The organism is Belliella aquatica (assembly GCF_014637795.1).
GTDB classification, from domain to species: domain Bacteria; phylum Bacteroidota; class Bacteroidia; order Cytophagales; family Cyclobacteriaceae; genus Belliella; species Belliella aquatica.
Genome location: NZ_BMFD01000006.1, coordinates 135,687 through 160,112 on the forward strand (window position 1 = coordinate 135,687; position 24,426 = coordinate 160,112).

The window sequence follows — 24,426 nt, forward strand, 5'->3', positions numbered from 1 at the left end:
AAAACACCAAATTAAACTTTAATTGAATGCAGCAATAGATTTGGGTAACTAAGAATATTTTTTAATATTTAGAGACTAAAAGTATTTTTATGGAAAAGAATAAATTTGGAATGACTTTTAAAAATCTACTGATTCAAACTTTAGGATTTGTAGTAGTGATGTATGTGTTTGGTTATTTTAGGAGTGAAGGTGATCCAAACTCCTTAAAGTCCCTTTCAGGAATTTTGGTTGGCTCTTTAGTTTTTCTTGCCTTTATGTGTTGGATGTACGAATTGAATCCATTTAAAAGCAAAAATCAAATTGAGAATAGTGATGAATAGAAAGGTAAAAATTATTTCAGCCGCAATCATTTGCTTCCTGGTTTTTGGGGTGCTGAGTGTGTATGAAGGTGGTTATAGCGTCAAAGAGTCAATTCTTAGAAGTGCTGTTTTTACATTCTTTTACATTTTGATTTTTATGATATGGAAAAAGAAGCCAAAATCAGTCAAAGAAAAAGAAATCTGAGGAGATCTGCTTGGATCTAATATAAGATAATCGAACCAAATCTTTATAATTCCATTCATGTGGTGAAATCTTTGCTTTTAGCAAAGAAAAAACACGCCAGCCAATAAGTGACGAATCATAATTGAAAACCTAAATTAGATATTTCATGTCAGAAGAAATTTTTGATTTGATTTTGGGAATATTACTAATCGTTTTTGGAGCCCTGATTTTGATTTACAAAATTCGGAACCCTTTACAAAAAAATGAAAACGTATCCGGAAAAGCTGCTCATTATCAAATTATTGGGTTGGCAATAGTTTTAGTAATGATTGGAATATTTCTGATATGAAGAAAAGAAAGCCGAAACGCAAATATCAATTTGGATACAGCGGGCAGTACTCATTAATATAAAAACAAGTATTTTCAAAAAGCTAGCTTGAAGGATACGGCCCCGAATGTACGCAGTCTCAAAGCTGAATCCGTAATAATGTAACTATGAAAAGAATTAAATTCGACAACTTACAGTTTAATTGGTTTTTTATTTCAACGATTGTCGTTTCTTTTTTATGTGTACTTTTTGGTTTTTTTGAAATATTTGAATTTGAAAACACTAAAATTAATAGAAGAATTAGTGCACTAGGATATTTGTTGATGACCATTTATTTTTCAAGAATGTTTTGGTTCAAGAATTATGTTCAATGGAATAAAAAGGGCGTTGTAATTCGTATCAAACCGTTTTGGGGAAAATCAATTGCATTTGATGATATTAAAAGTTCGAAATTGGAAGCCAATATGCTGACTATTTATAAGTACGATGGAAATATTTATATTTTTGACTTGAGCGATATTGATGAAAATGATTCAAAAAGACTTAACGAGATAATTAATGAATATCGTTGCTGAAATTTACTTGTAAAAGGGAGGGCAGTACTTCTGTAAAGCACTTGTGCAAGTTGATAGATTTTTGCTTCTTTACTTGTACATTAACCAACTCAACAATGTCCTCCTGGACTTCCTATCTCAAGCAATTTCAACATTATCTCAAAATCGAAAGATCTTTGAGTAAAAACTCTATTCTGGCTTATCAGCAAGATATGGCAAAGTTGATTCGCTATATGGAGCAAAGTTTTCCATCAGTTAGTCCACTACAAGTTCAGCTGCAGCATCTTCAGTATTTTGTAAATGGATTAGCCGAGCTAGAGATTTCTGAGTACACCCAGGCCAGAATTATATCTGGAATCAAGGCTTTCTATAAGTTTTTGATGTATGAAGATTTGATATCAGAAGACCCTGCGCAATTGCTAGAAGCGCCAAAACTTGGAAGGAAATTGCCAGATACCTTGAGTTATCATGAAATCAGTCAGATCCTTGAAAGTATAGAATTAGGGCTACCGGAAGGACATAGAAATCGTGCGATGCTGGAGATTTTGTATTGTAGCGGGCTGCGTGTTTCTGAGTTGACAGAATTGAAAATTGGGAATGTATATGCAGATATTGGCTTTTTGAGAGTGATAGGGAAGGGGAATAAGGAACGACTTGTGCCTGTGGGAAGAGATGCTTTGAAGTATTTAAAAATATATTTGGAAGACTTTCGTTTTCACCTGAACATCGCCAAAGGTCATGAAGAATATGTTTTCCTCAATCGAAGAGGTAAAAAACTGACAAGGGTAATGGTTTTTTTGATCATCAAAAAACAAGTGGAAGCCATCGGACTAAAGAAAAATGTAAGTCCACATACTTTCCGACATAGCTTCGCGACACATTTGATAGAAGGCGGTGCCGATCTCCGAGCAGTACAAGAAATGCTCGGTCATGAAAGCATCACCACCACTGAGATTTACACGCACTTAGATAGAGATTATCTGCGGCAAGTGCTCAATGAATTTCATCCTAGAAAATAACTACAACGCAAATTTCACAGCAATACTTGGTTGGATCAATTGAAAAGCGGTGTTCCTTGAGCTTAAAGTGACGTTTCCTTGATCGTTGTATGTTGCGTCTCTTTTTGTGAGAATATTCATATTGGAAGTATGGACATAATTCACTCTCAATTCTATAAAAGTCTCCTTGCTTTTATCCAAAGGAATCATCAGTCCACCACCTACTTGATAGATCAATGCCCAATCTGCAATCTCGGTTCCTGAAGAAAGCGGCTCTGAAATTCGATTTTCTCTCACCCTAGAGCGGGTGTAAGCGTGAATTCCACCAAACTGCCCTTCTACAAATGGTCTTACCCAAAATGGTGTTTCAGGCATCACTCTCACCACACCGGAAAGGTACACCGCATTGTTATTTCTTCTGATTCGGAAACTTTGATCTGTACCATTGATGATATTATTGCTTCGCGTCATTGCTGTGCCGTATCTGCTGTACCCTAATTCACCACCAAGAAAGATGGGCGTTTTGGGAATTTTAAATAAGCCACTGACACTGATTGATGGAAAAATTATGCTACCAACTTCTTCTTGAAAATCTCCTGATGGAATTCCTGTATTGATATGAATTCCGGCGATTTCATTTTGACTGTAAGAAGTGAAGTAAAGAAGGAAAAAGAGACTAAGAAGTGAAATTGACTTTTTCATAGAAATGATATTAAAGAGTTTATGAACTTGGTATTTTTTACGTGAAAATGTTGAGGAAGTTTAGTTATTGATTCAAGATACTCTGTTGTTATATTTCTTCTTGAATTTACGATTTGCTTCGCAAAAGATTTTTAAATGCTGTAATTTAGCGTTTCCATTAAAATCTGACTACGTGTACAAATCCATCATCAAGCCGATCCTTTTCCAAAAAAATCCAGAGTCCGCCCACCATTTTACTTTTTCGTGGATTAAGAGAACTTTCAATCTCCCCCTAGTCAAATCGGTTATTAAAAGTCAATTTGGACTTGAGGATAGCCGTTTGGAAAGGGAAGTGTTTGGATTGAAATTCAAAAATCCAGTTGGATTAGCAGCGGGTTTTGATAAAGACGCAAAGTTGATTGATGAAATGTCCATGCTGGGTTTTGGGTTTATCGAAATTGGAACGCTTACACCCAAGCCACAAGAAGGAAATCCACAGCCAAGACTTTTTAGACTTCCACAAGATGAAGCCTTGATCAATAGGATGGGATTCAATAATGGGGGCGTTGAAGAGGCTGTGAAAAGATTGAAAAGCAGAAAATCAGATGTCATCATTGGGGGGAATATAGGCAAGAATAAGCTGACTCCAAATGAAAATGCAGTGGATGATTATTTGATTTGTTTGGAAGCATTGCATCCTTTTGTGGATTATTTTGTGGTGAATGTAAGCTCACCCAACACCCCTAATCTAAGAGATTTGCAGGAAAAAGAGCCTTTGAAAAAACTTCTTTTGGCAGTCAAAGAAGCCAATGATAAAAAGGAGAAGCCAAAGCCAATCTTATTGAAAATTGCCCCTGATTTGACCAATGGGCAGTTGGACGATATTGTGGAGATCGTACAAGAGACAAAAATTGACGGGGTAATTGCTACGAACACTACGATTGATAGGAGTGCATTGCAAACAGATGCTTCACAAGTCGAATCTATCGGAGCAGGTGGTGTGAGTGGCAAAGTGTTGGCCACAAGAAGTACAGAAGTTATTCGTTATTTGGCTGACAAATCAAACAGGTCTTTTCCGATCATTGGAGTCGGGGGGATTTTCACGGCTCAAGATGCCATTGAGAAATTGGAAGCAGGGGCGAGTCTGATTCAGGTTTACTCTGGTATGATCTATGAGGGACCTAGCATGATCAAGAGAATCAAAAAAGGGCTTTTGTCACATTTCCAAAATCAATAAAGTAGAATTCTGTATATTTCGATTAAATCACTTTCATTTCAAGATTGATAAGTTCAAATTATGGCGTCATCGACCCCCAAAACAAATACTTTTAGAAAAAAAAATGAGTCTAGAGAAAAAGCTGGAGTGAAGCCTTCCAGAAAGTTTTCTGTAGATTTTATGAAAGATAAAAAAATCCCAATCACAGTAGGAATTGTCCTTATTGTGTTGGGTTTGGTGATGTTTTTTGCTTTTATAAGTTTTCTTTTTACTGGCGAGGCTGATCAAAGTACCTTGTCAGAGGTAGACTTGGGTTTACGAGAAAATGCCACACAAACCAAGAACTGGCAGGGTTATTTTGGAGCATATCTCGCAGAAGTTTTTATCAAAAGATGGTTTGGTATAGCAGCATTTCTTTTGCCTCCATTTTTGATTTTATTGGGGATCAAGCTTACGTTTAAATATAGTTTTATTTCGTTGACACGATACAGTGTTTTTGCGATTTTCTTCACACTATGGATAGGTTTGTTGACGGGCTATATTGTCCAGCTTACTGAGGGATATTCTGCCTTGAATAACCTGAGTGGAGGTTTTGGTTATGAATTAGGGAAAATAGGAAATGACTTTTTAGGCTGGGGGACAATAGTTTTGATCGCAGGCGCGCTGTTGATTTTTGTAGTGTTCTTCTTCAATATAGATCAATTAAATTGGTTTTCGAACACAGCATCTTCTGCTGTGGAGGATGATGTCAGCGAAGCTGAGCACCAAGGAAGTGACTTGGAAGAGAATGATTTAGAAGAAAATGATGACGATACTGACTTGAATGACAAATTCAAAGAAATGTATGGTTCTTTGGATGAGGAGGAGCAAGAGAGTTCTGACATTGAGCAAGAGGACGACGGGAGTTCTTGGACAATAAATAAAGCCAAAGAAGATAAAAAAACTACTGCCGCACCCGAACTGGAGTTTACCATTGAAGGTGCTGATGAGTTGCCTGAAGAGGAGTTGGTGAAAGAAGAGCCAGTAGAGAAGAGATTTTCTGTAACGCCAATAGGAGAAGAAAAAACAGCTGATGAGGTTTCTAATTTAGATCCTTATGATCCTACTTTGGATTTACCCAAATATCAATACCCGACGCTCGATTTGTTGAATGAATATGATGTAAAGAAAGTCACTGTAACACGTCAAGAGCTCGAAGAAAATAAAAACAAGATTGTAGAGACGCTTGTCAATTTTAAAATAGGAATCCAAGAAATCAAGGCCACCATCGGCCCTACAGTTACCTTATACGAAATCGTCCCTGACCCTGGAGTGAAGATCTCCAAGATCAAAAATTTAGAAGATGACATTGCGCTAAGTTTGGCGGCTTTGGGGATTAGGATTATTGCTCCAATTCCAGGAAAAGGAACAATTGGTATTGAGGTTCCAAATAAGAATAGAGAGTTGGTTCCTGCTCGAGCAGTTTTGGGAACGGAGAAATTTATGCACAGCGACAAAGATCTTCCTGTGGCTTTGGGTAAGACTATTTCTAACGAAGTATTTGTTATGGACTTGGCAAAGATGCCTCACCTTCTGATGGCAGGGGCCACAGGTCAGGGTAAGTCAGTCGGCTTGAATATGATTTTGGCTTCTTTGGTTTACAAAAAGCACCCTTCGCAATTGAAGTTTGTCTTAGTAGATCCAAAAAAGGTGGAATTGACGCTTTTCAATAAAATCGAGAGACATTTTTTAGCCAAACTCCCTGGTTCCGAGGAAGCGATTATTACAGATACGAAAAAGGTAATTCATACACTCAATTCACTTTGTATTGAGATGGACAACCGTTACGATTTGCTCAAGGATGCAGGTTGTAGAAATTTGAAAGAGTATAATGCCAAATTTGTTGCAAGGAAATTGAATCCTGAGAAAGGGCATAAATTTATGCCTTACATCGTCTTGGTGATAGATGAATTGGCGGATTTGATGATGACAGCAGGAAAGGAAATCGAAGCACCAATAGCGAGATTGGCACAATTGGCCAGAGCGATTGGGATTCACTTGGTTGTTGCGACACAGCGTCCATCTGTCAATGTGATCACAGGTATTATCAAAGCCAACTTCCCGGCGAGACTTTCCTTTAGAGTTACTTCAAAGATTGATAGTAGGACGATTTTAGATGCTGGAGGTGCCGATCAGTTAATTGGAATGGGTGATATGCTGCTTTCTACAGGTTCTGAAATGACAAGACTTCAATGTGCATTTTTGGACACACCTGAGGTAGATGCCATTTGCGACTGGATTGGAGAGCAAAAAGGGTATCCTGATGCATACTTACTTCCCGAGTTTGTTGGAGAAGATGGAGATGGTAGTAACCTAAATGTTGATTTATCTGATCGAGATCCTCTTTTTGACGATGCAGCAAGGCTTATTGTAATGCATCAACAAGGAAGTACTTCGTTGATTCAGAGGAAACTAAAATTGGGATATAATCGAGCAGGGAGAATTATAGATCAGCTGGAAGCAGCAGGTGTTGTAGGTGCATTCGAGGGCAGTAAAGCTCGTGAAGTTTTGATCCAAGATGAGGCAAGTTTGGAACGGTTGTTGAGTAGTTTGTAAAACTGAGATACGATTATCAAAATGAGATTATGATATTGCCATGTTACAAAAAAGTGTTTTCCTTATCCTTATATTTTCATTCATTTCTGGACTGTCTTTTTCTCAAAAAGATCCAAAAGCTAAAGTTATTTTAGATGCTGTAAGTGAGAAATATCAGTCTATACCTGGTTTGAAAGCTGTTTTTGAATATTCTTACAGTGTTGCTGGTGAAGCTTCTCCGCAAATTCAAACTGGAGAGATTGCTATCAAAGGCGATAAGTATCACTTAATTCTTCCTGATCAAGGACAAGAGATTTTCAATAATGGAAAGACAGTTTGGACTTTTATCAACTCAGGAACTTACAAAGAAGTAACAATCAATTCGGCGAGTGAAATGGAGGATGAATTAAAGCCTTCCTCAGTATACACAATCTATAAGAAAGGCTATAATTATTCTTTGAAGGGAGAGAAAACACAGAATGGCGTTTTGGTCCAAATCATAGAACTTACAGCTGAGAAATCAGGTGAACCTTTTAAAAAAGTAACCTTGATGGTTGACAAAAATAAAAAAGACTTGGTAGGATGGGAAATCCTTGACGATCAAGGTGGGAAATTGATGTACCAATTCAGATCTGTAGATACCAAAACCTCTCTTCCTGACAGCTACTTTGTTTTCAATGCAGCGAAATATGGGAAAGTTGAAGTTATTGATTTGCGCTAAGGAATAGCTTTAGCGCATTTTTACTTTTTAAGCTAAAAATACCTACTTTTGCCCAAACCCAATTGAGGCATGAACAAGGCACAATTATTCGATCAAATTAAGAGAAAATCATCATTTTTATGTGTCGGTTTAGATACCGACCTGACAAAAATCCCTCGACACCTTTTAAGTTCCAGCGATCCTGTTTTTGAATTCAATAAGCAGATTATTGATACCACAGCTGATTTGGCAGTTGCTTATAAGCCGAATATTGCCTTTTACGAAGCTCTAGGACCGAAAGGCTGGGAAAGCTTGCAAAAGACTCTCGACTATATTCCAAATGATATCTTTACAATCGCTGATGCCAAGCGTGGAGATATTGGTAACACATCTGGTTTGTACGCCAAAGCATTTTTTGAGACCATGAATTTCGATTCGATTACTGTCGCACCTTATATGGGAGTGGACAGTGTCAAGCCATTTCTAGCATTTAAAGACAAGTGGGTGATTTTACTCGCATTGACATCGAATGAAGGAAGCATGGATTTCCAATTGATAGAGTCACAATCAGGAAAGCCTTTATTTCAGGAAGTACTTGAGAAAAGTCAGCATTGGGGAAATCCTGATAACATGATGTATGTCGTAGGGGCTACGAGAGGTGAGAAAATAGCGGAGGTACGTCAGATTGTTCCTGAGCATTTTTTCTTAGTTCCTGGAGTAGGAGCGCAAGGAGGAAGTCTTGAAGAGGTAGCGAAGTTTGGAATGAATGCAACTTGTGGGTTGCTAGTCAATTCTTCAAGAGGGATCATTTATGCAAGTCAAGAAAAGAATTTTGCTGCTGCTGCAAAAGTGGAGGCAATGAAATTACAGCAAGAAATGTCTGAGTTGTTGGACAAGTATTGTTATTAAAGATTTTTGTAATAAAATTTTTTAGTTTATTTTTATTGTATTGGTAATGATTGTTTTATATAAAATTTTTAAAGATGGATTTTCAAGAAAACTTCCTGCAATCTGTATGGAAATATCAATATTTTGATAAAAACGGCTTACAGACCACTGATGGTACTCCGCTTTCGATCATCAAAATTGGCTATCATAATTTTTATGAAGGTCCTGATTTCTTAGAATCTCAAATTCATCTTGGCAATATTGATTATTATGGGCATGTGGAGATTCATCGAAAATCATCCGATTGGAAAAATCATGATCATAATAATGATGAAAGATATAATAGTGTCGTGCTGCATGTAGTCTGGGATGATGATAAGCCAATTCTTAGAAAGGATGGAACCACCATCCCTACGCTGGTTTTGAAAGGGAAAGTTCTTTTGGATGTGATTAGAAATTACGAGAGACTCTTGAATGGGGAAGGGGAGTTGCTTTGTGCCTCGGGATTGGATTTTATTCCAGATATTATTCGATTTTCCACCTTAGAAAAGTCCTTGGTTGAGCGACTAGAAATCAAAGCAAAATTAATTCTTGACCTTTTAGAGGAATGCAATATGGATTGGGAAGAAACCTGCTTCCGTTGGTTGATGAATGCTTTTGGGTTCAAAACAAATAGTGAATCAATGCTCCATCTATCTAGATTGGTTTCTTTTAAAACGCTTAAAAAACACAGTGGAAACAGTTTGATTATTCAAGCCATGCTGCTAGGTCAGGCAGGTTTGATTCCTCCATCGATCAATGATGATTATGGTCAATTGCTGCAAAGGGAATATGATTTTTATCACAAAAAGTACGGGTTTGGAAATGCGATGCATCCTTCTGAATGGAAGTTTATGGGGGTAAGACCCGGTAATTTTCCCACACTAAGGATTGTCCAAGTTGCAGAAATCATAGCTAAAAATCCAAGTTTGCTATCTGGCGTGCTCCATGAAACTAGCAGCATTTCAAACTTTAAAAAGTTCTTTTCAATTCAAATTCCGGAATATTGGCAGCACCATTATCAGATTGATAAGCCATCCAATCGAAACCTTCCGAAATCACTGAGTAATCAGACAATCAATTTGTTACTGATCAATTTTGTGGTGCCTTTATGGTTTGCTTACGGAAAATATATACAGGACAATGGTTGGCAAGAGAAATGTTTTGACCTTTTACAGGAAATGGAACCAGAAGAGAATTTCATCATCAGAAAGTTTAACGCTTGCAATTGGAATCCAAAAACAGCTTTCGATACGCAGGGGATGATTGGCCAATTTCATAATTATTGTAAACCAAAAAAATGTCTTGATTGTAAGGTTGGGCAAAACCTCCTCAAGCCCTCGAAAAAATGACTTTTGCTAAAAACCGCAATAAGCAGTACTTTTGCCATCCAATTAAGAAAGAATTATGGAAAAACCAGTAATTATTTTAGGAGCGAAGGGGATTGCACATCCAGCATTAGAGATATTTAATAGCAATAAAGTGGTTGTGTATGGGTTTTTGGATGAAGATGAAAAATTGCATGGTCAAGAAATCAATGTGGTTCCAATCCTAGGAAATCCTGAAGATGAAGGTTTTCTAAAGTTGGTAGGTAAGAAATGTGAGGCATTTGTTGCCGTTGATGACAATAAATACAGACAGTTTTTGGTAAAGATGTTGAATGACAACCGAAAGGTACAGCCAATCAATGCAATTCACCATACTGCCTATATTTCTACAGATGCTACAATAGGGCATGGAAACTTTGTGAATGCTAAAGTTAATGTCGGAGCAGGAGCTACTATTGGGAGTCATTGTATTATTAATTCTGGAGCAATTATAGATCATGGCTCAAAAGTTGGTGATTTTGTACAGCTTGGGGCTGGATCGATTGCTAACTCAAATGTAACCATCGAGGAAGGTGCTTTTATTGGTTCGGGAGTGATTTTAGTATCAGGTATCACTGTCGGGAAAAATGCTAGAATTGGTGCAGGTTCTGTAGTTATTTCAGATGTAAAAGCTAACGATACCGTCTTCGGTAATCCAGCTGCTTCTATCAAAAAATAATCAATTTATAGCTCTTAGGGCTATTTGTTATATTTATTTCTTATTCAATAAAACCAAAACACCTTGTCGGAAACAAGGCCTAAGTTATGGAAAATAAAGACTACAGTATATTACTATACTATTGCTATGCTGATATCGAGGATACAGAAGCATACAGAGAAGAACACCATTTGTTCTGCATCGAAAATAATATCCGTGGAAGAATTATCATTTCTTCAGAGGGATTGAACGGTACAGTTTCGGGTCGGAAGGAAGACTGTGAAAAGTATATGGCTTACATTCACAGCGATTCAAGATTTGCCAAAACCGAGTTCAAAGTAGAAGACCATGACAAACATGCTTTTACTAAAATCCATGTAAGAGTAAAGCCAGAGATTGTTCACAGCAGTTTGAGGCACATTGATCCAAAGGTGAAAACCGGAAAACATTTGGCTCCAAATGAATTCAAAGCACTAAAAGATCAGGAAGATGTGGTGATTTTGGATGTGAGATCAAATTACGAACATGAACTAGGTCGCTTCAAAAATGCGATAACCTTGGATATTGACAACTTTAGAGATTTTCCAGAAAAGGTAAAAGAACTAGAGCATCTGAAAGGAAAGAAAGTTTTAACTTATTGCACGGGAGGGATTAAGTGTGAGAAAGCTTCAGCATTTTTATTGGATCAAGGATTCGAAGATGTGTATCAACTACATGGAGGAATCATCAAATATGGATTGGAAGCTGGTGGAGAGGATTTTGAAGGGAAATGCTATGTATTCGATAATAGAATAGCTGTTGATGTCAATAAAGTAAATCCGACCATCGTTTCTAAATGCCATGTTTGTGGGACTAACTCAGATAGAATGGTGAACTGTGCAAATCCAAAATGCAACGAACATTTAGCTATTTGTGAAGAATGCGGATGGGAACTCGATGGCGCCTGTTCTTTAGAATGTAAGGAACATCCCGAAAAGAGACCATATGATGGTACAGGCTACTATCAGAAAAATACAAATGGATACAATCCTTATAAAGGGGTGATACGTAAAAAAGATAAAGAAACTAAATCAATCAGTTCATGACCAAACGCATTCCTGAATCCGAGTTGATCATCAATCCTGATGGGAGCATTTACCACCTTAACTTGAAGCCAGAAGATCTGGCTTCAACTGTTATTGCGGTTGGTGATCCGGACAGGGTCGAGAAGGTCTCGCAATATTTCGATAGCATAGAGCTCAAAACTTCTAAGAGAGAATTTGTCGCTCACACTGGCTATTATAAAGGGAAAAGAATTACTGCCATCAGTACTGGAATGGGGACTGATAATATTGAAATTTTCATGACTGAACTGGATGCTTTGGTGAATGTGGATCTCAAAACCCGTCTTCCAAAAGAGCAACATACTACGTTAGATATCATAAGAGTTGGTACATCAGGAAGTATGCAAAGAGACATTCCGGCGGGTACACTTTTAGCCTCAGCCTATGGAATTGGATTGGATACTTTGATGGCTTTTTATTCTACCGAATATACTGATTTAGAAAAAAGTGTAGCCAATGAAGTTCAGCATTCATTGAATCTTCCATTTGTTTCATATTGCATAGAAGGCTCTCCAAAGTTACTAAATCTTTTGGGTGAAGGTTTGGTAATTGGAAATACCGCGACCTGTCCAGGATTTTTTGGGCCACAAGGGCGAGAAGTTAGAGTAAAGCCTGCAATTCCAGATATCATCGAAAAGTTAGCTTCGATAAATGTTGATGGATTTAGGATTACTAATTTCGAAATGGAAACTTCAGGATATTATGCCATGGGAAGGCTTTTAGGTCACGAAGTTTTGAGCTTGAATGCAATTGTAGCTAATAGAATTACAAAAGAATTTGCGGATAATGCTTATGATATAGTGGATGATTTAATCAAACATACATTAAAAAAAGTGGCGGAATAACATTCCGCCATTTTTTGGTAATCACCCTTATGCTAATAATCGAGTTGAAAAAATTTCATTGCTTATTTTGAAATGGTCCCAATCCCTGTAATCTATACTTTTAATTAACTCAATCAGCGTTTCAGCGCATTCCTGCTTGCACACATAGACTCCAAAAATTGAATCTTCTTTATTAATCATAAAAATCCTGCTACTTCCAAAAACTTTACTCAGACTTTTCCATTTGGAAATGATCAGGAGTTCGTCTTTGTTTTCCATTGTTTGCATGATCTTGAAAGATCCAAAAGTACATGTGATTTCCATAAGAATTAATTTTAACTTATGATCAAAGGTACTCGGATAACTTGCCCGTGGCAATACGTAGTAATACGTATTTTTTGGTTTTTAATGCAAAAAAGTGGTTTTAAAAAAGAATCCCTTTATTGTTTTTTGCCCAAATAAGTAAGGAATTATATTTTTTGTCTAATCTCAACTTGCTGATAATGTTGCTTCTATGTTTCTCTACAGTCCGTTCAGCTATAAAAAGTTTATCTGCGATTTCTTTGGATGTGACGCCATCCGCGATGTGTCTCAGTATTTTTATTTCTGAAGGGGTAAGCTTGTCTTCGGCAGTAGTTGGATTGATGTTTTTTTCTTTAGGAAAAATAAGGTTGCTGAAATATTCCCCACCTTCATTTACTTTTTCAATGCAATTGATTAAATCTTCTGTAGCAAAGTCTTTCAATAAATAGCCAGCGATATTCAAATTTTTTGCTTGTTGGATAATATACTTTTCTTTGTGAAGGGTGAGTAAAATTATCCTAGTTTTAATACCTCTTTTCAAGCATTCTTTTGCAACCTCAATGCCAGTCATTTTGGGCATTTCTAAGTCCAATATTGCAACTGAAGGATTAAACTTTTCAATCATTTGCAAGGCTAACTCTCCATTAGATGCTACACCCAAGATTTCATACTTGTTTTCTTCTAGAAAGTCTTTGAGTCCTTTCAGTAGTAGAGGGTGATCGTCTGCAATTATGAGCTTTATAGACATCTTATTGATAAAATAAAAATGAAAAATTTGTTCCTTTCCCTTTTTCAGAATCGACTTTCATTATCCCTCCTAATGTTGCTGTTCTTTCTTTGAGTGTTTTCAACCCTAAGCTTTGGAAGTCCTGATATTTTTCTGAAAAATTAAAACCAACGCCATTATCTTCAATAGATAGGTGGACCATCTTTTTGTCTCGAATGATCGTCACCCTGACGGCGGTAGCGTTAGCATGTTTTAATATATTATTGAATGTTTCTTGAACGAGTCTATAAATGTGAAGCTGTTGATCAATGCTGAAAAGATCATCGACGGGGTCCAGTTCAGAAGAAATAAAGATATCAGTCTCTTCATCTATCTGATCCAATACATTTTTAATAGCATTAGTAAGACCTAGTTCTTCCAACTGAAACGGATGGAGTGATCTTGATATCCCTCGAAGTTCTTCTATAGCCAAATTGAGTAAGTTGGCCGCAGCGGTGTCTTTATCCATTGCCACTTTATTTTTAATGAGTAGGAGACTTTGTCCTAATCCATCATGGAGGTCTTTGGATATCCTTTTACGTTCATTTTCTTGACTAAGCAAAAGATCCCTTGAGAATTTTTCCTGTAGGGATTTTGCTTTTTTAGCTGCTTTTAGATTCTTAAGTAAAAACCATAAGACAAGTCCAGCGATAATTAAAAAACTAATGATTACGAGGATTATAATTTTCGTCCGTGTAGAAGCTGTAATCTGTTCTATTTCTCTCGACTTATTCAGTATTTCCCGCTCTTTTTTCTCCGTTTCGTAGAGTGTTTGGTAGTAAACAAAGCTATTTGCCTGATTGGCTTGAAAGAGGGAATCATTGAATGATTTGTATTTTTCTAATGATTCATAAGCTGTCTTATAATCTCCTGTTTTCCTCAAAATTCTAGATTCCATCAAATGTGCATCCATTATTTGGTCCATGTTAGCAGTCTCAATAGCATCTAATCTGTATTCTCGTATTAAGCTTTTTGCTTGCATTAGATTACCCCTGCTTTCTTCCATCAGTATTCGAGATTTAAGAAAGGGAAGCTTGATAAAAGTATTTCCTTTCAGCTCTTTTTCAATAATGTTTACTGCTTCATCGAATAATTTTTGTTGATTTTTAAAATCTTCGATTTCTGAATAATGATTAGAAAGTGAAAGATTGACAATTGCTCGTATTTCGGGATCAGAGGTCGAATCATTTCCAATTTTTTGGTATACTCGATTCAAAATCTCAAAGCTTTTTTCATTTTGCTTTTGCTTTGCATAATCTCTTGATTGATTATATAGCGTTATACTCCAATCATAGATGTTTTTCTCAGAAAGATAATTTTCACTAATCTTCAACCTGATTTTTTCGGCTTCTTCATAGATCCCATACTTGCTAAAAAGTACAGCCATGCCGTTATTGACGTAGTTGACATAATCTTGATCTTTCAAATTTTCATAGTAAGTTCTAGCCAATTGGTAATCATTCATAGAGCCAAGCAATTCACCCTTATAATCCTTGGCTTGAGCTCGGAAAAACAAGGCATCAGCGACAAAAATTGAATCCTTATCAGAGAATTCCTCCGTTGCTTGCGAGTAAGCTTTGATTGCTTCTGAAAAGTTTGTTTGACTGTAGTATGCCGCTGCAAGCTTCAAATAAATATTTCCTCTAATTCGACTTTCCTCAATTTTTGAGACAAATTTTGAAGCATAAAGCATCAAATCTAAAGCTGCCTGCTCTTTGTTGGACTCTCCTCTGTAGATTTCATAAAGCAGCACTGACCAGTCTCCTAAATCAGCATAATTTTCTGTTTCTTCAGCAAGTTTGATTCCTTCTTGGTAATAAAATATCACCTCTTTTAGGGGATCATTTTTCGTTAGACCAGATAGGATTGTCTTTAACTTTTCAAATTTGTCTTTCGATGAAGCTTTTGAAGATAAAAAAGTGGTTAGAGAGTCTTTATTTATTTTTTGATATCCGGCTAACTCAAGACTATATATGGAAAAAATACAGAATAATAATGGGAAAAATATATACTGATTTTTTTTTGATGCAAACATGAAAACTAAAACTCTTAAAATATTAAATGTCTAGAATATCAAAAATAACTGATTATTAACTCTTAACAACCCCCTTTACATAAAAATATTTCAGTACAACAACCTATTTGACCATATATGTATATACATGGATTTCGGAAACAAAGGAGACTCACAGCCGTTTATTTAATTGTGTAGTTTAAGTTCAATACTTATTTTATGCTGCACTTTATCATAGGGAAATTTACTAAATATTGCTTAACTCAAATCCTTCGAGGTTTTGCTTATTCAATTTCCTTTTTTCTTGTCTTCGAAATATTCAATCAATTTCATTTAAGCAGATCTAAAATCTTGTCTTAAGTAAACTATCAATACAATATCATGAAACCTATTTTACCACATTTATTGCGATCACTTTTATTGCTATCAGCTATTCCTTTGACGGTAACGGCACAAGAGATATCTATCCGAGGCAAAGTAATAGAGGCCGAGACATCATACCCTCTTGAATTTGCAAATATAGCTTTGCTTTCTGTTAATGACTCTTCGTTAGTCACAGGTGCCATGAGTGAATTGGATGGGACATTTTCATTTACCACCACTGCTGGCGATTATATTCTGAGGGTTGGTTTTATTGGTTTTGAAAGCAGATTTAAGAATATTTCTCTTGGCGATAAAAAAGAAGAAAATGTTGGAAATGTGAGGTTAAGGAAAGATGCTCAAAATCTTCAAGAGGTAGTAGTAGAAGGAGTGACCTCAATGTTCGAAAGTGATATTGATAAGCGCCGTTATAATGTGGAGAATAGTATTGTTGCTGAAGGAGCCACTGCTTCGGAGTTACTAAGTACCTTACCTTCTATTCAGATGGATGATGAAGGAAGAATTTCGATGCGAGGAAGTGGTAATATTCTGATTTACATCAATGGCCGTCCATCCAACCTATCGGGAGATGATGCAGAAAGTGTTTTAGCACAATTTCCTGCTAACAGTATCAAAACCGTTGAATTAATCACAAATCCATCATCAAGATATGACGCTGCTGGAGTAGGTGGAATCATTAATATTATTCTGAAAAAGAATGAAAAGACAGGACTTAACGGTCAAGTAAACGCATCAATAGGTACTCGTGATAAATATAATGCTGGTCTCAATATGAACTATGGTACCGAAAAAGCAAATTATTACATGTCTTATAATTTCCAAGACCGTAGAAGATTTAGAGAAAGTGAATCTTTCAGGCAATCGAATTTGACTGGCGTCTCTCCAATTTTAGATCAAGATGCTTTTCAACTCAATAGAGATATAAATCACCTAATCAGAGGAGGGATCGATTGGAGTTTGTCAGAAAATCAAACTTTAGGAGTGTATGCTCAGGGGAACTTCAGAGATAGGAGTGGTTCGGAATTATTGAATCAAAGGAATATCAATTCAATCCAAGCGCTAGATAGTTTGTTTATTAGAGATATTAATGAAACACGCGTTTCTTCAAATTTCGAATCGGGGATCAATTATTCTATAGAGCTAGATACATTAGGACAGAGACTATTTACATCAGCATCATTTTCTAGAGATGAGCGAACACAAGAAGAAATTTATAATCAAACATTCTTTAATCAAAATAACCAAGAGGTTCCATCCAATAGAATTTTACAAATAAATGACCGCCCACAGACAAGCAATCTTTATGTTTTTCAGTTGGATTATGAAAAGCCTTTCTTGAGTGGAGGGAGTATGGAGGCAGGCTTGAAAGGTACTTTTGGGGAATGGAATAGGTCTCAGAATTTCTCAGAAGGAAATGAAGAAAATAATTTCAACCCAGTTTTGAATAATTTCTTTAGTGATGGATTTAATTTCAAAGAAGATGTATATGCATCATATTTGAGTTTTAGAAATAAGATAGGTAAAGTCGGTTATCAAGGTGGATTGAGAGCAGAATACACAGAGACAATTTCGAGATTGGAGAGTTCTCAAGAACCATTCGTTAATAATTACTTTAATCTTTTTCCAAGTGCGTATTTAAGTTATGAAATCAGACAGGAAGAAGAATTCACAGCGAACTTCAGTAGAAGGATTTCAAGACCCAATATCTGGGCATTAGCACCGATTTACAGGGTTGGAGATTTGTATAACTTGAGTATTGGTAATCAGCAGCTTCAGCCAGAATTCACCAATAGCTATGAAGTAGGATATATGAAAGGTTGGGAGAAATACCTCTTAAACGCGACTGTTTATCATAGATATTCTACAGATGTTGAAACAAGAGTCATCAGGCTGAATGAAGATAATGTAGCCATACAAACCAGAGAAAATGCAAATAGCAGAGCCAGTACGGGACTAGAATTGATTAATCAAATTCAAATAACACAATGGTTTGATGCAACACTGTCCGGAAACTTTTTCTACTCAGAAATCCAAGGCGATAATATAGAAGCGGGTTTTAACAACTCTAATTTCTCTTGGACATTGAATATGCTGGCTAATATGGCTATTCCAAAGTTTGCTACCGTACAAATCCAAGGTGATTATAGAGGCCCTATTGTTTTGCCTCAAGGTGAAATTGAGCCTTTGTGGGGAATTAACGTTGGTTTGAGAAAAGATATCTTGGATAAAAAAGCTACTATCAGTCTCAATGTAAGTGATATTTTTAATACAAGAATATTCAAGATCAGAACAGAAGATCAGCGTTTTACTCAAGACAGAATGTTTAATAGAGAAACAAGAATTGGAACATTGTCATTTACCTACCGATTTGGAGGATTTAAAGATAAGCTAGGGGGTGATGAAAGGGAAAGAGATAGTTTTGATGACGATGATTTTTAATAAGATTCAAAAAATCCAAATGGCACAGCTTTTTGGATTTTTTGTTTCTAGAGAGGATAAGTCTTTAGAAGTCTCTTTCTTTGCAGGATGATTACGATTTATACAGATGGTGCAGCGAAGGGCAATCCAGGTCCTGGTGGGTTTGGTACAGTGTTGCTTTTCAATCAGCACAGAAAAGAGCTTTCTGAGGGCTTCAGACTTACCACAAACAACAGAATGGAGCTCCTTGCAGTAATAAGGGGGCTTGAGGAGTTGAAAGTGCAAGGAATCCCTGTCACCATTTATTCTGATAGTAAATATGTTGTCGATTCTGTAGAGAAAGGATGGATATGGTCTTGGCAGAAAAAGAGCTTCAAGGACAAGAAGAATGTGGATTTGTGGAAAAAGTATATTCCTCTTCATATGAAATACAAACCTAAGTTTATTTGGGTAAAAGGTCACGCCGGAAATCCGCTAAACGAGCGCTGTGATCAACTGGCCGTAGCAGCAGCAGAAGGAAAAAATCTCAAGGCAGATGAAGCTTATGAATTAGAGAAAAATTCCTCTTCTGGATTATTTTAACTTTTCAAGAATTCCCTATGTCTAACACTTTTTTCAAGTTTAAGCAATTCAATATCAATCAAGATCGCTGTGGGATGAAAGTGAGTACTGATGCGGTGGTCCTCGGAGCTTTGGCTGGACGGAATGCGTATGAATCCATTTTGGACATAGGTACGGGTACAGCGGTCATTGCTCTGATGCTTGCGCAGAGGTTTGAGACAGCAAAAGTACTGGGCGTTGAGATTGATACTGAGGCTTTTGGTCAAGCAGTAGAAAATATTAAAGAGTCAAAATTTGCGGAAAGAGTTATTGCGCTGAATCAGGATTTTCAAACCTATTCTGATAAGTCTGAGCAGGAATTTGACATGATTATTAGCAATCCACCGTATTTCCCCGATCACATCAAGACCAAAGACGCTCAAAGAAATAAGGCACTTCACAATGACGCATTGAGCTTTGCTGAACTTGTGGCAGGAGTTAGTAAATGCTTAAAAAAATCAGGTGAGTTTTGGGTGATATTGCCACCTCGACAAATGCAGGATTTAGATAATATTTGCAAATCACATCAGCTTTTTCCTTTTCATAAAGTGAATTTGAAAGATAAACAAGAATCCAAAATCATCCGGGTGATTCAAGGTTTTTCATACTTGAATGAATCTACTTTAGAACATGAATTGTTTATCAAAAATCCTGATGGATCTTTTGCTGATGCGTACCAAAAGTTGCTAAAAGACTTCTTGTTGATTTTCTAGTCAAAGCTCACCTTTTCTTCAAACACAATATTTTCCATTTCTAGCAATCTGAGAATAGGATCATAAATTTCAGGAATGACAGGAGTATGAAGTCCTCTAACTTTTATTTCTCCATCGAGAAAAAGGTCGACAGCCATCGCAAGGGGCAAACCAACGGTCTTGGCCATAGCAGTGTAAGTCTGATTTTCGCCTTTGCAAACGAGACTTGAAGTAAGTTTTTTTGTTCCGTGGGGAGTTTCTATCTCAAATAAATGCTGCATCACGATCATGTCTTTGTCACCTGACTCTAAACTCCATTTGTCTTCCAAAATCACTTGAAATATAGCAGCCGGACTACCTTTTAGAAGAGGTAATTCTTTGTCTTCAAATAACCCAAGCCAAGCTATTTTTTCTAAAATCTCATCTGTCACCCAGGGGAGAAGGTCTTTTATTTTTGTTTCTACAGGACGCACTTCATCATAGGGCAAAAATGAATTGACAAACATCCGGGTAGTGAATCCTTCAGGAAGATCCATCACGAAGCTGTCATCAGTCATTCCAAGCTGAACAAACACATCCCAACTTTGGCAAAAACCTGCTCTGCGTAGTGTTCCTCTAAGTAAGGTTGGGATATCTTCCAACCCGTAAATTTGTCTGTAACTCAAAGAATCTCTATTTGGATATCCATCGAAATCACCCACTTCGTCAAAAGTGATCGTCTCCAACCTCCTAAAAAGCATGTGATAAGGAATGTATTTGTACTTTCCATTTCTTATAAATCTAGAAACCCCTTGACCTGCTAAGACCACATTCCTCGGATTCCATGTAAATTTATATTTCCAAGGATTGTTCTCACTTTCTGGAGTTAAAACACCGCCTGTATAGGACTTGAAACTTTTAATTTTATTCCCAGCAACTTTTTCTTCGTGGATGATTTTCATAGCGGACATATGGTCAATGCCAGGGTCTAGTCCACATTCGTTTAGAAAAAAGAGACCCTTTTCTTCGATTTCATCTTTCATTCCCTTCAATTCCTCAGATTCGTAGGAGGCTGTAAAAAGGTGTTTTTTCAGTTCAAGGCAATCTTTGGCTATCACAGGATGTAAAAATGCTGGCAGCATAGAAATCACCACATCTGCTAATTGAATTATAGCCTGACGATTTTCTTTTTCTTTCAAATTAATAGCTCTAGCGATTACAAATGGGCTATTACCACTTTTTTGGGCAGCGACTTCTGTACTTATATCTGCTAAAATTATCTGTCTGTTTTTTGCTTCTGCTGTTCCAATCAAGTATTCGATTAAATATGTGGAGGATTTTCCAGTTCCTAAAATCAAAATGGTCTGCATGATAAAAGATATTTGGGTTTGATATTCGAAGATGTGAAAAATGGATGATTGTAAAAAATCACGGCCGATAAATTCACTAAGAATAACAAAAACCGATTTTTTTTTGTTAATTCAATCCCTTTTTTAAATTAAATCATGGTGAAAAAAATAGAAATAAATGTGTCTTTGCAAGTTTTCTCAAAAGAGGAATGGCTTCAAGAAGATGCGAAATTGATAGAAAAAGCAAAGTCAATTCTGGAGCATGCGCATGCGCCTTATTCCAACTTTTTGGTTGGAGCCGCATTGCTTTTAGAAAATGGAGAAGTTTTCACGGCTAACAATCAGGAGAATGTGTCTTTCCCTGTTGGTGTTTGTGCAGAGCGAGCAGTTTTGAGCTATGCAATGGCGAATTCTCCAGGAGTGAGACCCAAGAAAATTGCGATTGTAGCAAAAAGGAGAGTGGACGAGCAGTTTGCAACAGTCACACCTTGCGGTCTTTGCAGGCAGACGATCAATGAATATGAAGTGAAATTTCAAAGTCCAATTGAAATTTTGATGCTGAATCCCCAAGGAGAAATCCTCAAAGCCTCAGGTATTGATCAATTGCTTCCTTTTAGATTTAATGATTTGAATAGCTGATGAAATTTGAAATATCCTACGAGCATACAGCGCAATATCATCTTTCACATTCGCTGACAGGAAAAGAAAAAGAGATTTGGATTTTATTTCACGGTTATGGCCAGTTGGCAGAGTTTTTCTTGAGAAAGTTCAATAGTCTCTTTTCTGAAGAACGTCTTTTTGTGGTTCCAGAAGCTACAAATTATGGCTATCTCCAAGGGTTTAATGGGAGAGTTGGTGCCAATTGGATGACCAAACACGAGCGGGAGTTAGCGATTCATAATAACCATCAATATTTGAATAGGCTTCTAGACTCTGTATTGGAAGAATATGAAGATTTACCAAAAATCAATGTACTAGGCTTTTCCCAAGGTGCAGCTACGGCAAGTCGTTGGATTGGACAATTGAGCATACCCATTTCAAAGTTGGTCCTCTGGGGAGGTGGTTTTGCCGCTGACCTGCATATTGACAAGATGGGAGATAAATTTAAAGAGACTTCTGTAGCCATTGTCTTGGGAGATCAAGATGAATTCATCACAAGTGAATCTATTCAAAAACAAGATGAGCTAATTTCAGTTTTAGATATTCAAGTAGAGAAATACGATTATCCTGGAGGTCATGACCTTCATCTTCCTACGTTAATGAAACTCATCGGATAAAATTAATGGTTTCATGATGTCAAAAAGTTTGATTTTAAATAACAGTTACTTAATTTTCTAAAAATTTTACATACCCTCTGTAATGCTATCCCTGACAGAAAAAGAAATTGAGAAAATTGCCTCCTTGCTACAAAAAGGAATGATTTGTTTTTATCAATTAAACAGCAAGAAAATACATCATCTGCCCGATGATGAAGATTATTTCAACTATGATTTGACGCCTGAAGAGGAAGATGTTTTAGATGAAATAGACGAAAATCCTGACAACTATGCGGAGTTCACGAAAATGGACTCTAATCAAGAGCATCAAATGATGGAAAGTTTCGCGGACAGGGTTGTCAAGGAAAAAAACTTTCAAGACGATCTCTTCAATGCCTTGAGTAAGCCAAAAGCTGCTACAGGATTCAAATTCCTAATTGACAGCTCTGGAAAATATAATGAACGCTGGGTAGAGTATAAGCTTGATAAATATAAAGACTGGGTAATGGAGCAAGTCGATGCTTTTAATTATGCAGATGAATAGATAAATAAAAGAGGCTGTGAATTTCACAGCCTCTTTTATTATACGTTGACATGTCTTTCGGCATGGTAAGAAGACCTCACCAATGGTCCCGACTCCACATATTTCAAACCTCTTTTGAGCCCTTCCTCTCTATAGAGGGCAAACATATCCGGGTGGATAAATTCGGCTACTTCGATGTGCATTTTTGTTGGCTGAAGATATTGTCCTAGGGTTAGAATGTCACAGCCATTTGCGGCAAGGTCATCCATGGCTTTGAAAACCTCTTCTTTGCTTTCTCCCAAACCGAGCATAATCCCCGTTTTGGTTCTCTTGCCGTATTCTTTGGTCAATTTGATTTGTTCTAAAGATCTAGCGTATTTGGCTTGTGGACGTACTCTTCTGTATAAGCTTTCCACAGTTTCCATATTGTGAGAGACTACTTCTTGTCCTCCACTGATCATTCTATACAAAGCATCCCAGTTTGATTTTACATCTGGAATAAGTGTTTCAATAGTAGTCTGAGGAGAGAGTTTTTTTGTCTCTACGACTGTTTGATGCCAAATTTCAGCACCTTTATCTTTTAGTTCGTCTCTATTGACTGAGGTGATGACGGCGTGTTTGACCCCCATCAGTTGAATAGCTTCGGCAACTCTTCTCGGCTCGTCGGTATCGTACTCTGGCGGTCTCCCCGTGGCTACTGCGCAGAATGAGCAAGATCTTGTGCATACATTTCCGAGGATCATAAAAGTGGCTGTACCAGCTCCCCAGCATTCACCCATGTTTGGGCAATTGCCACTTTCACAAATGGTATTTAATTTATGTTGATCGACGAGTTTTCTAACTTTAGCATATTCTTTTCCGACAGGCAACTTCACCCTGAGCCAATCAGGTTTTTTTCTTCTTGTGGATTCTTCGGAAATTACTGGTAATTCAATCATCTCTTTTAGCTTATTGATTGGGCAAAATTAAAGGTATTAGGTTTATAAAACCAATGGTTTGGCTACTTCCTGAAGCCATAATATAGTGTGAAATAAGCCGAATGGAAGATTTGTCTGTTTTCAGTTGTCGGCATCAATTCTATTTCCTTTGTAAAACCCTCTAATTGGTAACCAAGTTCCAATCCAATCGCACTTGATTTAAATGTACCAAATTCGAAAAATAATGCTGCTTTTGCATTTCCACCAAAGGCAATTTCTGATTGGCTTAGTCCTTCAAAAATCCTTCCGGGACCTAAGATATTGAATCTGCTTTGATGTACTTCTGGGTTATATTGCTCCCGAACTGTCTCGACTCTGCTGACGGCATATTCTATGATGTATGGGGAAATCAGTCCAATTGATGGCCCTACTGCTGCCAAAGCAGAAATCTGAACGCCTTGTTGTGGTGCTTTATTGAATAATATAATCTCCCTACCATAGTAAGGTCTAATGGCGTAGAGATAATTAGATTTACCATAAACATAAGAATTGCCTAATACAGTGTTGTATCTAACTTCTTTGGGATTTTTGACATTGGCTAGGTCCACGCCAAAAAACTGGAAATTGGTATCGTCCAATCTGAAGCCCACTTTGAAAGATGCTCCGCCGATTAGGCCTCCATTTGTATTTTTATTGAGTCCAAAAAAAATCTCTTGGTCATACTCATAATTCCCAGCATCTTCTCTCTGTCCGTACCCGTCGATCCAAATCAATGCAAACAGGCCTGTGATGATATATTTTAATCCCTTTGTCAT

At 37.0% G+C, this 24,426-nt stretch carries 25 protein-coding genes; 18 read left to right on the top strand and 7 right to left on the bottom strand.

Translation table 11 applies throughout. From position 1 onward, the window contains the following. The first annotated feature begins 89 nt into the window (after nt 1-89). The 4 genes from IEV57_RS10605 to xerD all read left to right on the top strand — a co-directional run bounded on the left by IEV57_RS10605 (nt 90) and on the right by xerD (nt 2,384). On the top strand, nt 90-320 hold the full coding sequence (locus IEV57_RS10605; protein ID WP_188442537.1) for a hypothetical protein: 231 nt from the start codon (nt 90-92) through the stop codon (nt 318-320). A gap of 329 nt (nt 321-649) precedes the next feature. Beyond that, nucleotides 650-832 (top strand): hypothetical protein, encoded by a 183-nt coding sequence (locus IEV57_RS10610; RefSeq protein ID WP_188442539.1) that lies wholly within the window; start codon nt 650-652, stop codon nt 830-832. Between the two features lie 146 nt (nt 833-978). Further along, nucleotides 979-1,386 carry a hypothetical protein gene (locus IEV57_RS10615; protein ID WP_188442541.1) on the top strand — a complete coding sequence of 136 codons (408 nt, stop codon included), beginning with the start codon at nt 979-981 and terminating at the stop codon, nt 1,384-1,386. 95 nt (nt 1,387-1,481) lie between these two features. After that, the gene (xerD, locus tag IEV57_RS10620; protein ID WP_188442544.1) at nt 1,482-2,384 is read left to right on the top strand and encodes a site-specific tyrosine recombinase XerD; all 903 of its coding nucleotides are present in this window, start codon (nt 1,482-1,484) and stop codon (nt 2,382-2,384) included. On the opposite strand, the gene IEV57_RS10625 is transcribed toward xerD, so the two are convergent. After that, nucleotides 2,385-3,065, bottom strand: coding sequence for a hypothetical protein (locus IEV57_RS10625; RefSeq protein WP_188442546.1), 681 nt, complete (start codon nt 3,063-3,065; stop codon nt 2,385-2,387). A gap of 172 nt (nt 3,066-3,237) precedes the next feature. Between IEV57_RS10625 and IEV57_RS10630 the strand changes: the two genes are divergently transcribed. From IEV57_RS10630 to IEV57_RS10665, 8 genes are all read left to right on the top strand, one after another. Further along, complete coding sequence (locus tag IEV57_RS10630) at nt 3,238-4,281, top strand: quinone-dependent dihydroorotate dehydrogenase (protein ID WP_188442548.1); 1,044 nt, start codon at nt 3,238-3,240, stop codon at nt 4,279-4,281. Nucleotides 4,282-4,341: 60 nt separating this feature from the next. Next, on the top strand, nt 4,342-6,855 hold the full coding sequence (locus IEV57_RS10635) for a DNA translocase FtsK (protein WP_188442551.1): 2,514 nt from the start codon (nt 4,342-4,344) through the stop codon (nt 6,853-6,855). 40 nt (nt 6,856-6,895) lie between these two features. Next, nucleotides 6,896-7,555 (top strand): outer membrane lipoprotein periplasmic chaperone LolA1, encoded by a 660-nt coding sequence (gene lolA1, locus IEV57_RS10640; protein WP_188442553.1) that lies wholly within the window; start codon nt 6,896-6,898, stop codon nt 7,553-7,555. A 69-nt stretch (nt 7,556-7,624) separates the two neighbouring features. Beyond that, on the top strand, nt 7,625-8,443 hold the full coding sequence (pyrF, locus tag IEV57_RS10645) for an orotidine-5'-phosphate decarboxylase (protein ID WP_188442555.1): 819 nt from the start codon (nt 7,625-7,627) through the stop codon (nt 8,441-8,443). Between the two features lie 74 nt (nt 8,444-8,517). After that, nucleotides 8,518-9,813 carry a DUF2851 family protein gene (locus tag IEV57_RS10650; RefSeq protein WP_188442557.1) on the top strand — a complete coding sequence of 432 codons (1,296 nt, stop codon included), beginning with the start codon at nt 8,518-8,520 and terminating at the stop codon, nt 9,811-9,813. Between the two features lie 55 nt (nt 9,814-9,868). Further along, on the top strand, nt 9,869-10,507 hold the full coding sequence (locus IEV57_RS10655; protein ID WP_188442559.1) for an acetyltransferase: 639 nt from the start codon (nt 9,869-9,871) through the stop codon (nt 10,505-10,507). A gap of 86 nt (nt 10,508-10,593) precedes the next feature. Then, on the top strand, nt 10,594-11,571 hold the full coding sequence (gene trhO / locus IEV57_RS10660) for an oxygen-dependent tRNA uridine(34) hydroxylase TrhO (protein ID WP_188442562.1): 978 nt from the start codon (nt 10,594-10,596) through the stop codon (nt 11,569-11,571). Continuing rightward, a complete protein-coding gene (locus tag IEV57_RS10665; RefSeq protein WP_188442564.1) occupies nt 11,568-12,434 on the top strand; it encodes a nucleoside phosphorylase in 867 nt (288 codons plus the stop codon). Before trhO ends, IEV57_RS10665 begins: the two co-directional genes overlap by 4 nt. 27 nt (nt 12,435-12,461) lie before the next feature. Here the strand turns inward: IEV57_RS10665 and IEV57_RS10670 are convergent, their stop codons facing one another. From IEV57_RS10670 to IEV57_RS10680, 3 genes are all read right to left on the bottom strand, one after another. Further along, nucleotides 12,462-12,737 carry a hypothetical protein gene (locus tag IEV57_RS10670; RefSeq protein ID WP_188442565.1) on the bottom strand — a complete coding sequence of 92 codons (276 nt, stop codon included), beginning with the start codon at nt 12,735-12,737 and terminating at the stop codon, nt 12,462-12,464. Nucleotides 12,738-12,837: 100 nt separating this feature from the next. Further along, on the bottom strand, nt 12,838-13,464 hold the full coding sequence (locus IEV57_RS10675; RefSeq protein ID WP_188442567.1) for a response regulator: 627 nt from the start codon (nt 13,462-13,464) through the stop codon (nt 12,838-12,840). Between the two features lies 1 nt (nt 13,465). Further along, nucleotides 13,466-15,310, bottom strand: coding sequence for a sensor histidine kinase (locus tag IEV57_RS10680; RefSeq protein ID WP_229744388.1), 1,845 nt, complete (start codon nt 15,308-15,310; stop codon nt 13,466-13,468). Between the two features lie 567 nt (nt 15,311-15,877). Between IEV57_RS10680 and IEV57_RS10685 the strand changes: the two genes are divergently transcribed. The 3 genes from IEV57_RS10685 (at nt 15,878) to IEV57_RS10695 (ending at nt 19,608) form a co-directional block, all read left to right on the top strand. After that, nucleotides 15,878-18,316 (top strand): TonB-dependent receptor, encoded by a 2,439-nt coding sequence (locus IEV57_RS10685; RefSeq protein WP_188442571.1) that lies wholly within the window; start codon nt 15,878-15,880, stop codon nt 18,314-18,316. An 87-nt stretch (nt 18,317-18,403) separates the two neighbouring features. Then, nucleotides 18,404-18,877 (top strand): ribonuclease HI, encoded by a 474-nt coding sequence (gene rnhA / locus IEV57_RS10690; protein ID WP_188442573.1) that lies wholly within the window; start codon nt 18,404-18,406, stop codon nt 18,875-18,877. A 17-nt stretch (nt 18,878-18,894) separates the two neighbouring features. Beyond that, nucleotides 18,895-19,608: a tRNA1(Val) (adenine(37)-N6)-methyltransferase gene (locus tag IEV57_RS10695; protein ID WP_188442575.1), complete on the top strand. Its 714-nt coding sequence runs from the start codon at nt 18,895-18,897 to the stop codon at nt 19,606-19,608. Here the strand turns inward: IEV57_RS10695 and IEV57_RS10700 are convergent. Further along, a complete protein-coding gene (locus tag IEV57_RS10700; protein WP_188442577.1) occupies nt 19,605-20,936 on the bottom strand; it encodes a saccharopine dehydrogenase family protein in 1,332 nt (443 codons plus the stop codon). The genes IEV57_RS10695 and IEV57_RS10700 overlap by 4 nt on opposite strands. A gap of 135 nt (nt 20,937-21,071) precedes the next feature. On the opposite strand from IEV57_RS10700, the gene IEV57_RS10705 reads away from it, so the two are divergent. The 3 genes from IEV57_RS10705 (at nt 21,072) to IEV57_RS10715 (ending at nt 22,715) form a co-directional block, all read left to right on the top strand. Further along, on the top strand, nt 21,072-21,554 hold the full coding sequence (locus IEV57_RS10705) for a cytidine deaminase (RefSeq protein ID WP_188442579.1): 483 nt from the start codon (nt 21,072-21,074) through the stop codon (nt 21,552-21,554). Then, entirely contained in the window at nt 21,554-22,192 is a 639-nt protein-coding gene (locus IEV57_RS10710; RefSeq protein WP_188442582.1) for an alpha/beta hydrolase, read from the top strand. Before IEV57_RS10705 ends, IEV57_RS10710 begins: the two co-directional genes overlap by 1 nt. 82 nt (nt 22,193-22,274) lie before the next feature. After that, nucleotides 22,275-22,715, top strand: a complete 441-nt coding sequence (locus tag IEV57_RS10715) for a UPF0158 family protein (RefSeq protein WP_188442584.1) — start codon at nt 22,275-22,277, stop codon at nt 22,713-22,715. 38 nt (nt 22,716-22,753) lie between these two features. On the opposite strand, the gene lipA is transcribed toward IEV57_RS10715, so the two are convergent. Together lipA and IEV57_RS10725 are read right to left on the bottom strand one after the other, a co-directional pair. Next, nucleotides 22,754-23,632: a lipoyl synthase gene (lipA, locus tag IEV57_RS10720; protein ID WP_188442592.1), complete on the bottom strand. Its 879-nt coding sequence runs from the start codon at nt 23,630-23,632 to the stop codon at nt 22,754-22,756. 62 nt (nt 23,633-23,694) lie between these two features. After that, the gene (locus IEV57_RS10725) at nt 23,695-24,426 is read right to left on the bottom strand and encodes a hypothetical protein (protein WP_188442594.1); all 732 of its coding nucleotides are present in this window, start codon (nt 24,424-24,426) and stop codon (nt 23,695-23,697) included.

Coding starts and splice junctions, on each gene's coding strand:
- IEV57_RS10605 (WP_188442537.1), top strand. CDS start 90: ATGGAAAAGAATAAATTTGGAATGACTTTTAAAAATCTACTGATTCAA.
- IEV57_RS10610 (WP_188442539.1), top strand. CDS start 650: ATGTCAGAAGAAATTTTTGATTTGATTTTGGGAATATTACTAATCGTT.
- IEV57_RS10615 (WP_188442541.1), top strand. CDS start 979: ATGAAAAGAATTAAATTCGACAACTTACAGTTTAATTGGTTTTTTATT.
- xerD (WP_188442544.1), top strand. CDS start 1,482: ATGTCCTCCTGGACTTCCTATCTCAAGCAATTTCAACATTATCTCAAA.
- IEV57_RS10625 (WP_188442546.1), bottom strand. CDS start 3,065: ATGAAAAAGTCAATTTCACTTCTTAGTCTCTTTTTCCTTCTTTACTTC.
- IEV57_RS10635 (WP_188442551.1), top strand. CDS start 4,342: ATGGCGTCATCGACCCCCAAAACAAATACTTTTAGAAAAAAAAATGAG.
- lolA1 (WP_188442553.1), top strand. CDS start 6,896: ATGTTACAAAAAAGTGTTTTCCTTATCCTTATATTTTCATTCATTTCT.
- pyrF (WP_188442555.1), top strand. CDS start 7,625: ATGAACAAGGCACAATTATTCGATCAAATTAAGAGAAAATCATCATTT.
- IEV57_RS10650 (WP_188442557.1), top strand. CDS start 8,518: ATGGATTTTCAAGAAAACTTCCTGCAATCTGTATGGAAATATCAATAT.
- IEV57_RS10655 (WP_188442559.1), top strand. CDS start 9,869: ATGGAAAAACCAGTAATTATTTTAGGAGCGAAGGGGATTGCACATCCA.
- trhO (WP_188442562.1), top strand. CDS start 10,594: ATGGAAAATAAAGACTACAGTATATTACTATACTATTGCTATGCTGAT.
- IEV57_RS10665 (WP_188442564.1), top strand. CDS start 11,568: ATGACCAAACGCATTCCTGAATCCGAGTTGATCATCAATCCTGATGGG.
- IEV57_RS10670 (WP_188442565.1), bottom strand. CDS start 12,737: ATGGAAATCACATGTACTTTTGGATCTTTCAAGATCATGCAAACAATG.
- IEV57_RS10675 (WP_188442567.1), bottom strand. CDS start 13,464: ATGTCTATAAAGCTCATAATTGCAGACGATCACCCTCTACTACTGAAA.
- IEV57_RS10685 (WP_188442571.1), top strand. CDS start 15,878: ATGAAACCTATTTTACCACATTTATTGCGATCACTTTTATTGCTATCA.
- rnhA (WP_188442573.1), top strand. CDS start 18,404: ATGATTACGATTTATACAGATGGTGCAGCGAAGGGCAATCCAGGTCCT.
- IEV57_RS10695 (WP_188442575.1), top strand. CDS start 18,895: ATGTCTAACACTTTTTTCAAGTTTAAGCAATTCAATATCAATCAAGAT.
- IEV57_RS10700 (WP_188442577.1), bottom strand. CDS start 20,936: ATGCAGACCATTTTGATTTTAGGAACTGGAAAATCCTCCACATATTTA.
- IEV57_RS10705 (WP_188442579.1), top strand. CDS start 21,072: ATGGTGAAAAAAATAGAAATAAATGTGTCTTTGCAAGTTTTCTCAAAA.
- IEV57_RS10710 (WP_188442582.1), top strand. CDS start 21,554: ATGAAATTTGAAATATCCTACGAGCATACAGCGCAATATCATCTTTCA.
- IEV57_RS10715 (WP_188442584.1), top strand. CDS start 22,275: ATGCTATCCCTGACAGAAAAAGAAATTGAGAAAATTGCCTCCTTGCTA.
- lipA (WP_188442592.1), bottom strand. CDS start 23,632: ATGATTGAATTACCAGTAATTTCCGAAGAATCCACAAGAAGAAAAAAA.
- IEV57_RS10725 (WP_188442594.1), bottom strand. CDS start 24,426: ATGACAAAGGGATTAAAATATATCATCACAGGCCTGTTTGCATTGATT.